The following is a 10,420-nucleotide window of genomic DNA, read 5'->3' on the forward strand; positions in this document are numbered from 1 at the left end:
GGCCGCGGCGCAGGCGCGAACTCGGGCATCTGGCGCGCGGCCGGTGCCGCCACGGCGGGCAGCGCGGCATCGACCTGCACATCGGCCAGCAGTACGTAGTTGCGTGTGGACTTCAGGTCGCAGCCGGCCCTGAGGGTCAGCGTGACCACCGGCTCCTCGATCGGCACGGTCGAACGGACACGGGCGCGGGGTCCCGCCGACCCGGTCTCGAGCGATACCGTCACGCGCCGGTCCGGCATCGCGGTGTCGCCCTGCAGCACGTCCGCCTGGAGACACAGGGATTCGCCGGCCTCCGCCGCGTCGAGCGAAAGCGGAATCGCGACGTCCATCGGCTTGCCGATCCAGACGGCCCCTTGGGGCCGCCCGATCGTCAAGGCGGATGATTCAAGAGCGAGGCCGAAAATGAGCAGGCTCGCCGCGAGTCGTGGGAATTGCAAAATGGGCTGCTACAAAAGCAATCGAAAGTTGACACATTCTGACACGAGCGTCAGCGGCGATCATTCATAGAGGGACAATTATCAAATGACCGTGAAATTTTCCAACGTCGGCGTCATTGGTGCCGGTGCCATGGGGCGAGGCATCGCCCAGATCGCGGCGCAAGCCGGGAGCCGGGTGCTGCTGCTCGACAGCTTCGAAGGCGCCGCGACACGCGGGCGCGAAGCCCTGCTTGCCCAGTGGCAGAAGCAGTTCGACAAGGGCAAGCTCGACGCAGCCCAGCGCGACGACCTGGCTGCGCGCGTGCAGGCCGTCGACTCGGTGCAGGCGCTCGCCGCCTGCGACCTGGTGATCGAAGCCGTGGTCGAGGACCTGGAAGTCAAGCGCCAGCTGTTCCGCGACCTCGAATCCGTGGTCTCGCCGTCGGCCACACTGGCCACCAACACCTCTTCGCTGTCGGTGACGGCCATCGCGACCGCACTGAAGCAGCCGCAGCGAATGGCCGGCTTCCACTTCTTCAATCCGGTGCCGTTGATGAAGGTGGTCGAGGTGGTGGCCGGATTCAAGACTGAGCCCGAAGTCTGCCGTCAACTGGCCGCCTATGCGCAGCAGATGGGCCACAGCGCGGTCCAGGCCAAGGACACGCCCGGCTTCATCGTCAACCACGCGGGGCGCGGCTACGGGACCGAAGCACTGCGCATCGCCGGCGAAGGCGTGGCCGATTTCGCCACCATCGACCGCATCCTGCGCGATCAGGCAGGTTTTCGCCTCGGCCCCTTCGAACTGCTCGACCTGACCGCACTCGACGTCTCCCATCCGGTGATGGAGTCGATCTATCACCAGTACTACGAGGAGCCGCGCTTCCGTCCCAGCATCATCACGGCGCAGCGCCTGGCCGCGGGCGCGCTGGGCCGCAAGACCGGCGACGGCTTCTATCGCTATCCCGAAGGCGAGATGCAGAAGCCTGCCGAGCCGCCGGTGCCGAAGGTGGACGCCTTGCCGCCGGTCTGGGTCTCGCCGCGCGCGGCCCGTCGTCYCGACCTGCTGCGACTGGTGCATGCGCTGGGCGCGCAGCTCGAAACCGGTGCCGCGCCTTCCGCCACGGCCCTGATCCTGGTCGCGCCGCTGGGCTTCGACGTCACCACCGTGGCCGCGGTCGAGCGGCTCGATGCCACCCGCACGGTTGGCATCGACCTGATGGTGGACGACGCGACCACCAAGCGGCGCGTGCTGGCAACCAATCCGGCCACCCGGCGCGACATCCGCGATGCGGCGCATGCCCTCTTCGCCAGCGACGGCAAGGCGGTCAGCGTGATCCGCGACAGCGGCGGGTTCGTCACCCAGCGCGTAGTGGCGACCATCGTGAACATCGCCTCCGACATGTGCCAGCAGGGCGTTTGCTCGCCGGCCGATCTCGAACTCGCGGTTCGCCTCGGGCTCGGCTACCCGCAGGGGCCGCTGGCCATGGGCGACCTCTACGGCCCGACCAATATGCTGGAAGTCCTGTTCAACCTGCAGACCGTCTACGGCGATCCGCGCTATCGCCCGAGTCCGTGGCTGCGCCGCCGCGGCGCCCTCGGCCTGAGCCTCATCCACCTCGAAGAGTAAGCAAAGCACCATGACCGCAGAACTCAAAAGCACCAGCGAAGGGGGCACCATGGTGCTGACCCTGTCCAACCCCTCGATGCGCAACGCACTCGGCCCCGAGATGTACGCCGCCGGCATCGAGGCGCTGAACGGCGCCGAGAGCAGCCAGGAGATCAAGAGCGTCGTCATCGTCGGCGAGGGCAAGTGGTTCTGCGCCGGCGGCTCGCTGCAGCGCCTGTCGGCCAACCGCGATCGCGAGCCCTCGGTGCAGGCCGAGAGCATCGAGGCGCTCCACACCTGGATCGACTCGATCCGCACCTTCCCGAAACCGGTCATCGCGGCGGTTGAGGGCGCGGCGGCCGGCGCCGGCTTCTCGCTGGCAATGGCCTGCGATTTCGTGGTTTCGGCACGCGATGCGGTGTTCGCGGCTTCGTACAGCAACGTCGGCCTGTCGCCGGACGGCGGTCTGAGCTGGCACCTGGCGCGGGCGCTGCCGCGCCAACTCGCGAGCGAATGGCTGATGCAGGGCGAGCGGCTGGAGCCGGCGCGCCTGCACCAGCTCGGTCTCGTCAATCAATTGACCGAGAACGGCCAGGCGCTGGCCGCCGCACTGGCGCTGGCCGCCAAGCTCAATACCCGGGCGCCGAATGCGCTGGCCAGCATCAAGGAATTGCTCAGCGACGCCCGCGGCGCGACGCTGGTGTCGCAGCTGTCGCAGGAGCGCGACCACTTCGTGCGCAACCTGCATCACCCCAACGCGGGCATCGGCATCGCCGCCTTCCTCGCCAAGGAAACGCCGCGCTACGAATGACGGGCGCGTCGCTCCCGTGACAACCCCTAGCCTTTCAGTCACCGACAGGACAGTCCATGGACGACCCCATTCTTACCATCGAAGAACGTGAAGCGATCAACAGTGGTCGCTGGTTCTCTTCCCTCTCACCTTCTCTTCGCCACGACATCCTCCGATGTGCATTCGTCAAACGCTACAAGGACGGCGAACTGATCGCCGCTCGCGGCGATCCGCCCGAACAGTGGATCGCCTGCGCGAAGGGCGCGGTGCGCGTGAGCTCGACCGCGGTCTCGGGCAAGCAGGTGACGCTGACCTACGTCGAGCCGGGCATCTGGTTCGGCGACGTGGCGATCTTCGACGGCGACCGGCGCACGCACGATGCCTATGCGCATGGCGACACCACGATCCTGTGCGTGGCGCGGGCCGATTTCCAGAAGATCCTGTCGAACCACGTCGAGCTCTACGAAGCCCTGATGCGGCTGCAGGCACGCCGCATCCGCCAGCTGTTCGGGCTGGTCGAGGACCTCAACACCCTGCCCTTGCGCGCTCGCCTGGCCAAGCAGCTGATCCATCTGGTGCGCAGCTACGGCGTGCCGAACCTGGCGGACGGCAGCCAGATGCGCATCGGCCTGCATCTGGCGCAGGAAGAGCTCGCCCAACTGCTCGGCGCTTCGCGCCAGCGCGTCAACCAGGAACTCAAGGCGATGGAGCGCGAGGAAGCGATCCGCATCGAATCGGGCGGACTGGTGGTGCTCGACCGCRCCGCGCTGATGCGCATCTCCGAAGCCGATGACCAATAAAGAAGCGACATGACCCAGGACTTCGACAACTTCGTCGGCACGCGTGCCGTCTCGCAACAGCACCTCGTCGACATCGGCGCGCTGACCGCCTGGCTCGAGAAGAACCTCGACGGCTTCAAGGGACCGCTCACGGTCGAGATGTTCAAGGGCGGCCAGTCGAACCCGACCTACAAGCTCGTGACGCCGTCCCAAAGCTACGTGATGCGCGCCAAGCCGGGCCCGGTCGCCAAGCTGCTGCCGTCGGCGCACGCGGTCGAGCGCGAGTYCAAGGTCATGCGCGGGCTGGCCGGCACTGATGTGCCGGTGCCGAAGATGTACTGCCTGTGCGAGGACGAATCCGTCATCGGGCGCGCCTTCTACGTGATGGAGTTCATGGCCGGCCGCGTGCTCTGGGACCAGTCCCTGCCCGGCATGGACAACGCGACCCGCTCCGCGATCTACGACGAGATGAACCGCGTCATCGCGGCGCTGCATACAGTCAAGTTCGCCGAGCGCGGGCTGGCCGACTACGGCAAACCCGGCAACTACTTCGAGCGCCAGATCGGCCGCTGGAGCAAGCAGTACCTGGCCTCGGTCACGCAGCCGATTCCCGAGATGGACCGCCTGATGGCATGGCTGCCGGCCCACATCCCGGCCAGCGCCCGCGACGAATCGATGACCTCGATCGTGCACGGCGACTTCCGCCTCGACAACCTGATGTTCCACGCCACCGAGCCGCGCGCGATCGCAGTGCTCGACTGGGAGCTGTCGACGCTCGGCCATCCGCTGGCCGACTTCAGCTACCACTGCATGTCCTGGCACATCCCGCAGGGCTCGTTCCGAGGCGTCGGCGGACTCGACCTCGAGAGCCTGGGCATCCCGACCGAGAGCGAATACATCCGCCGCTATTGCGAGCGCACGGGCCTGACAACGCCCGAGGCGCTGGCGCCCGACTGGAACTTCTACCTGGCCTACAACCTGTTCCGCATCGCGGCGATCCTGCAGGGCATCGCCAAGCGAGTCGAGGCCGGAACCGCATCGAGCGAACAAGCCGTGGCATCGGGCCGCGGCGCGCGACCGATGGCCGAAATGGCCTGGAAATTCGCCGAGAAGGCATGAGCGGCGCAGCGCAGGTCGCCTGAGCATTTACCCACCTGGAGACGACATGGACTTCGAATACTCGGCCAAGACCAAAGAGCTGCAAAAGCGCGTCAGCGCTTTCATGGACGAGCACATCTACCCCGCCGAACCCGCCTACGCGGCCGAACTGGCGGCCAACACGGCGGCCGGCAAGCGCTGGTCCGCGCTCGAGACGGTCGAGAAGGTCAAGGCCAAGGCCAAGGCGCAGGGGCTGTGGAACCTGTTCCTGCCAGTCGACAGCGCCGCCGCCTCGGGCTACGAAGGTGCCGGCCTGACCAACCAGGAGTACGCGCCGCTGGCCGAGATCATGGGCCGGGTGCCATGGGCCAGCGAGGCCTTCAACTGCTCGGCGCCCGACACCGGCAACATGGAAACCATCGCGCGCTACGGCTCGGAAGAGATCAAGGCGCGCTGGCTCAAGCCGCTGCTCGAAGGCGAGATCCGCTCGGCCTTCGCGATGACCGAGCCCGATGTCGCATCGAGCGACGCCACCAACATCTCGACCCGCATCGAGCGCCAGGGCGACGAGTACGTCATCAACGGCCGCAAGTGGTGGATCTCGGGCGCCGCCGACCCGCGCTGCAAGGTCTTCATCACGATGGGCAAGTCGGAACCCGACGCGCCCAAGCATTCGCAGCAGAGCATGGTGATCGTGCCGGCCGACGCCCAGGGGATCAAGATCCTGCGTCCGCTCAACGTGATGGGCTATGATGACGCGCCGCACGGCCACGTCGAGATGTTGTTCGAGAACGTGCGGGTGCCGGCAGGCAATATCCTGCTCGGCGAAGGCCGCGGCTTCGAGATCGCCCAGGGCCGTCTCGGCCCGGGACGCATCCACCACTGCATGCGACTGATCGGCCTGGCCGAGCGCGCGCTCGAACTCATGTGCAAGCGCGCCAGCTCGCGCGTGGCCTTCGGCAAGACCGTCGCCTCGCAGACCGTGACGCAGGAGCGGATCGCCGAAGCACGCTGCAAGATCGACATGGCGCGCCTGCTGACGCTCAAGGCCGCATGGCTGATGGACGTGGCGGGCAACAAGGTCGCCAAGACCGAGATCGCGATGATCAAGGTGGTGGCGCCCAACATGGCCTGCCAGGTAATCGACTGGGCGATGCAGGTGCACGGCGGCGGCGGCATGTGCGACGACTTCCCGCTGGCCTACGCCTACGCCGGCGCCCGCACGCTGCGCTTCGCCGACGGCCCGGACGAGGTGCACCGCAACGCGATCGCCAAGTGGGAGCTGGGCAAGTACGCACCGGCCAAGCCAGGCGACGACGCCATGCCCGTCACGCGCTTCTGATCTCGCCGCGCTGAATCGAGCCGCCCCGCACCCTCGGGTGCCAGCGGCTTTTTCACAGCTTCTTCTGGAGGAACAGCGCGCTACCGAAGGCGGGATCGAGCTGATAGCGCTCGAAGCCCTCGCGTTCGTAGGCGCGCAGCGCGCTCGGGTTGCCCGACAGCACTTCCAGCGTGAGCTTGCAGGCGCCGCGAGCGCGGGCCTCGGCCTCGACCCGATCCAGCATGCGTTGCGCCACCCGATGACCGCGGTGGCCGGCCAGCACGACCACGTCGTGGACATTGACCAGCGGCCGGCAGGCGAAGGTCGAGAAGCCCTCGATGCAGTTCACCAGGCCGATCGGCTGCTCACCATCGAAGGCCAGCACGCTGAAGGCCTGGGGCCGCGCCGCGAGCGCTTCCGGCAAGCCGGCGAGCACCTCCGGCGCCAGCGGCTCGCCCCCGCCCGCGGGATCCCGCGCATAGGCGTCCAGCAGGTTCACGACCGCGCGCGCATGCGCCGGATCGCGATAGTCGGCCATCACGATGTCGATCGCTTTGCGCATGGCCGGCGCTTCAGCCGAGCTTCACCGTGTCCGCGATGCGGCGCGCGCAGGCCTCGGCTTGCGCCGCGTCGCGCGCCTCGACCATCACGCGCAGCAGCGGCTCGGTGCCGCTGGCGCGAATCAGCACCCGTCCGTTGTCGCCGAGCTCTCGCTCGGCGCGTTCGCTCTCGGCGGCCAGCGCCTTGTTGGCTTTCCAGTCCTGCCCCTCGGCCAGGCGGACGTTGATGAGCGTCTGAGGGAAGAGGCTCACGCCAGCCAGCAGCTCGCCGACGCGCCGCCCGCTGCGCACGCAGGCCTGCAGCACCTGGAGCGCGCTCACGATGCCATCGCCGGTAGTGTGGCGATCGAGCGCCAGCAGGTGGCCCGAACCCTCGCCGCCGAGCAGCCAGTGGCGCTTCTCGAGCTCTTCGAGCACATAGCGGTCGCCGACCTTGGCGCGCACCAACTCGATGCCCTGCCCTTTCAAGGCCATCTCGATCGCCTTGTTGGTCATCAGGGTGCCAACCACGCCGGCCGGCTTCTCGCCGCGCGCGACGCGCTCCATCACGATCAGGTAGAGCAACTCGTCGCCATTGAAGAGGCGCCCATCGGCATCCACCAGCTGCAGACGGTCGGCATCGCCGTCGAGCGCGATGCCGTAGTCGGCGGCATGGGCCTGGACGGCGGCGATCAAGGCCCCGGGATGGGTGGCTCCGACGCCCTTGTTGATGTTGAGCCCGTCGGGCGCGCAGCCGATGCTGACCACGTCGGCACCCAGCTCGTGGAATACCTGCGGCGCCACCTGGTAGGCGGCGCCGTGGGCGGCGTCGACCACCAGCTTCATGCCGCGCAACGTGAGGTCGTTGGCGAAGGTGCTCTTGCAGAACTCCGTGTAGCGCCCCGGCGCATCGTTGAGCCGGCGAGCCTTGCCGAGCTGCGCCGAGTCGGCCCATACCGGGGCTTCCTCGAGCGCCGCCTCGACCGCCAGCTCCCATTCGTCGCTAAGCTTGGTGCCCTGGGCGCTGAAGAACTTGATGCCGTTGTCGGGAAATGCATTGTGGCTGGCGCTGATCACCACGCCCAGGCTGGCGCGCTGGGCACGCGTCAGATAGGCGACGCCGGGCGTCGGCAAGGGCCCGAGCAGCACGACGTCGACACCGGCCGAATTGAAGCCGGATTCAAGCGCCGATTCGAGCATGTAGCCGGAGATGCGGGTGTCCTTGCCGATCAGCACGGTCGGTCGCGCCTCGGTCTTCTTGAGCACGCGACCCACCGCATGCGCGAGCCGCAGCACGAAGTCCGGCGTGATCGGCGGCTGGCCCACCGTGCCGCGAATGCCGTCGGTGCCGAAATATTTTCTTGTCATTGAGTTCGGTCCTGTTCTTGTTGTTGCGCCATCGCCCCCCAAACCGCGAGGGCGGCGACCGTTTCGCGCACATCGTGCACCCGGACGATGGCGGCGCCCCGTTCGACCGCCAACACCGCCGCAGCCACGCTCGGAACCATGCGCTCGCCGGCAGCAGCGATGCCGGTGACGCTGCCGAGCGAGGACTTGCGCGACCAGCCTGCCAGCACCGGCCAGCCGCCTTCGAGCAATTCCCGCTGACGCGCCAACAGCGCGAAATTCTGTTCGACGGTCTTGCCGAAACCGATGCCGGGGTCGAGCACGATGCGCGAGGCGTCGACCCCGAGTCCGGCCAGCGCCTGCGCCTGCCGCTCGAGGAAGCGGCGCACAACAGGCACCACGTCGCCCTCCATCGGCGCCACCTGCATCGTCTGCGGATCGCGGTGCATGTGCATCAGGCAGATCCCGCAGGCGGGATGCGCCGCCACCGCCTGCATGGCGCCGGCCTGCCGCAGCGCCCAGATGTCGTTGACGATGTCCGCGCCCAGGTCCAGCACCTCGCGCATCACCTCCGGCTTGTAGGTATCAACCGAGATCGGAACCCCCAGCGCGACCGCCCCGCGCACCACCGGCAGTACGCGCGCGAGTTCGGCCTCGAGCGGCACGGCAGGGCTGCCGGGCCGCGTCGATTCGCCGCCGATGTCGAGGATGTCCGCGCCCTCCTCGACCAGCCGCTCGCAATGCGCAAGCGCTGCCGCGGTGGAAGCATGCGCACCGCCGTCGGAGAACGAATCGGGCGTGACGTTGACGATGCCCATCACCCGGGGCCGCGCCAGGTCAATGGCGAAACGCGCCGTGCGCCAGATGGCAACGCTCATGCCACGCGACCGCTCAAAAAAAACGGGGCCAGAGGMCCCGTCGGTTGCCAGAGCATCATGCTCATGCGGCGGTGGGTGCCGGATCGGGGTTCACCGCCGGCGTGCCGCCGCTGCCGCCGCCGCTGTTCGACGGCGGGATCCGCGGGGTCCAGTCCTTGGGCGGACGCGGTGCACGGCCCGCCATGATGTCGTCGAGCTGCTCGGTGTCGATGGTTTCCCATTCGAGCAGGGCCTTGGCCATGGCGTGCATCTTGTCGCTGTTCTCCTCGATCAGGCGGCGCGCCAGCGCGTACTGCTCGTCGATGATGCGACGCACCTCGGCGTCGACCTTCTGCATGGTCGACTCGCTCATGTTGGTGGTCTTGGTGACCGAGCGGCCCAGGAACACCTCGCCTTCGTTCTCGGCGTAGACCATCGGGCCCAGCGACTCGGTCATGCCGTAGCGCATCACCATGTCGCGGGCGATCTGGGTCGCGCGCTCGAAGTCGTTGCTGGCGCCGGTGGTCATCTGGTGCATGAACACCTCTTCGGCGATGCGGCCGCCGAACAGCATGCTGATCTGGTTCAGCATGTACTCGCGGTCGTAGCTGTAGCGGTCTTGCGCCGGCAGGCTCATGGTGACGCCGAGTGCGCGGCCGCGCGGAATGATCGTCACCTTGTGCACCGGGTCGCACTTGGGCAGCAGCTTGCCGATCAGCGCATGGCCGGACTCGTGGTAGGCAGTGTTGCGGCGCTCTTCCTCGGGCATCACCATGCTCTTGCGCTCGGGGCCCATGAAGATCTTGTCCTTGGCCTTCTCGAAGTCCTGCATCTCGACCACGCGCGCGTTCCGGCGCGCGGCCATCAGCGCGGCCTCGTTACAGAGATTGGCCAGGTCGGCACCCGACATGCCGGGCGTGCCGCGGGCGATGATGCTGGCGTTGACGTCCTGGCCGAGCGGCACCTTGCGCATGTGGACGTTGAGGATCTGCTCGCGGCCGCGGATGTCCGGCAGCGTGACGTAGACCTGGCGGTCGAAACGGCCGGGACGCAGCAAGGCGGCGTCGAGGATGTCCGGGCGGTTGGTCGCAGCCACCACGATCACGCCGAGGTTGGTCTCGAAACCGTCCATCTCGACCAGCATCTGGTTCAGGGTCTGCTCGCGCTCGTCATTGCCGCCACCGAGGCCGGCGCCGCGCTGGCGTCCGACGGCGTCAATTTCGTCGATGAAGATGATGCAGGGGGCGTTCTTCTTGGCGTTCTCGAACATGTCGCGTACACGGGCCGCGCCGACGCCGACGAACATCTCGACGAAGTCGGAGCCCGAGATCGAGAAGAACGGCACCTTGGCCTCGCCGGCGATGCTCTTGGCCAGCAGGGTCTTGCCAGTGCCGGGTGGGCCGACCAGAAGCAGGCCGCGCGGAATACGGCCGCCGAGCTTCTGGAAGCGGGCCGGGTCCTTCAGGAAGTCGACCACTTCCTTGACTTCTTCCTTGGCCTCGTCGCAGCCGGCGACATCGGCGAAGGTAACCTGGTTGGTGTTCTCGTCCAACATCCGGGCCTTGCTCTTGCCGAAGCTGAAGGCGCCGCCCTTGCCGCCGCCCTGCATCTGCCGCATGAAGTAGACCCAGACGCCGATCAGCAGCAGCATCGGGCCCCAACTGACC

General features: G+C 67.6%; 9 protein-coding genes and 1 pseudogene. 5 read left to right on the top strand and 5 right to left on the bottom strand.

The window, feature by feature from the left end; genetic code table 11:
• Positions 1-374 (bottom strand): annotated as a pseudogene (locus tag AC1DY5_RS27450) (hypothetical protein); the annotation flags it as partial.
• A gap of 148 nt (positions 375-522) precedes the next feature.
• Between AC1DY5_RS27450 and AC1DY5_RS27455 the strand changes: the two are divergent.
• Genes AC1DY5_RS27455 through AC1DY5_RS27475 form a run of 5 tightly spaced genes read left to right on the top strand, consistent with a single transcriptional unit; the run spans position 523 to position 6,031 of the window.
• Positions 523-2,043, top strand: a complete 1,521-nt coding sequence (locus AC1DY5_RS27455; protein ID WP_478116516.1) for a 3-hydroxyacyl-CoA dehydrogenase — start codon at positions 523-525, stop codon at positions 2,041-2,043.
• A gap of 10 nt (positions 2,044-2,053) precedes the next feature.
• Positions 2,054-2,833, top strand: coding sequence for an oxepin-CoA hydrolase, alternative type (locus tag AC1DY5_RS27460; protein ID WP_478116518.1), 780 nt, complete (start codon positions 2,054-2,056; stop codon positions 2,831-2,833).
• 56 nt (positions 2,834-2,889) lie between these two features.
• Complete coding sequence (locus tag AC1DY5_RS27465) at positions 2,890-3,612, top strand: Crp/Fnr family transcriptional regulator (RefSeq protein WP_478116520.1); 723 nt, start codon at positions 2,890-2,892, stop codon at positions 3,610-3,612.
• 9 nt (positions 3,613-3,621) lie between these two features.
• Positions 3,622-4,710, top strand: a complete 1,089-nt coding sequence (locus AC1DY5_RS27470) for a phosphotransferase (protein WP_478116522.1) — start codon at positions 3,622-3,624, stop codon at positions 4,708-4,710.
• Between the two features lie 46 nt (positions 4,711-4,756).
• Positions 4,757-6,031 (top strand): acyl-CoA dehydrogenase family protein, encoded by a 1,275-nt coding sequence (locus tag AC1DY5_RS27475; protein WP_478116524.1) that lies wholly within the window; start codon positions 4,757-4,759, stop codon positions 6,029-6,031.
• A 52-nt stretch (positions 6,032-6,083) separates the two neighbouring features.
• Here AC1DY5_RS27475 and AC1DY5_RS27480 read toward each other — a convergent pair whose 3' ends face one another.
• From AC1DY5_RS27480 to ftsH, 4 genes are all read right to left on the bottom strand, one after another.
• Entirely contained in the window at positions 6,084-6,572 is a 489-nt protein-coding gene (locus tag AC1DY5_RS27480) for a GNAT family N-acetyltransferase (protein ID WP_478116526.1), read from the bottom strand.
• A gap of 10 nt (positions 6,573-6,582) precedes the next feature.
• Positions 6,583-7,917, bottom strand: coding sequence for a phosphoglucosamine mutase (gene glmM / locus AC1DY5_RS27485; protein WP_478116528.1), 1,335 nt, complete (start codon positions 7,915-7,917; stop codon positions 6,583-6,585).
• Positions 7,914-8,774, bottom strand: a complete 861-nt coding sequence (gene folP, locus AC1DY5_RS27490; RefSeq protein WP_478116530.1) for a dihydropteroate synthase — start codon at positions 8,772-8,774, stop codon at positions 7,914-7,916. The genes glmM and folP overlap by 4 nt, the downstream gene beginning before the upstream one ends.
• A 61-nt stretch (positions 8,775-8,835) precedes the next feature.
• A partial coding sequence (gene ftsH, locus AC1DY5_RS27495; protein WP_478116532.1) for an ATP-dependent zinc metalloprotease FtsH occupies positions 8,836-10,420 on the bottom strand: 1,585 nt, incomplete at its 5' end.

This window comes from Variovorax sp. P4_D9 (genome assembly GCF_056401695.1).

Excerpts from the sequence above, each read along its gene's own strand:
- AC1DY5_RS27460 (WP_478116518.1), top strand. The coding sequence starts at position 2,054 with ATGACCGCAGAACTCAAAAGCACCAGCGAAGGGGGCACCATGGTGCTG.
- AC1DY5_RS27475 (WP_478116524.1), top strand. The coding sequence starts at position 4,757 with ATGGACTTCGAATACTCGGCCAAGACCAAAGAGCTGCAAAAGCGCGTC.
- AC1DY5_RS27480 (WP_478116526.1), bottom strand. The coding sequence starts at position 6,572 with ATGCGCAAAGCGATCGACATCGTGATGGCCGACTATCGCGATCCGGCG.
- glmM (WP_478116528.1), bottom strand. The coding sequence starts at position 7,917 with ATGACAAGAAAATATTTCGGCACCGACGGCATTCGCGGCACGGTGGGC.
- folP (WP_478116530.1), bottom strand. The coding sequence starts at position 8,774 with ATGAGCGTTGCCATCTGGCGCACGGCGCGTTTCGCCATTGACCTGGCG.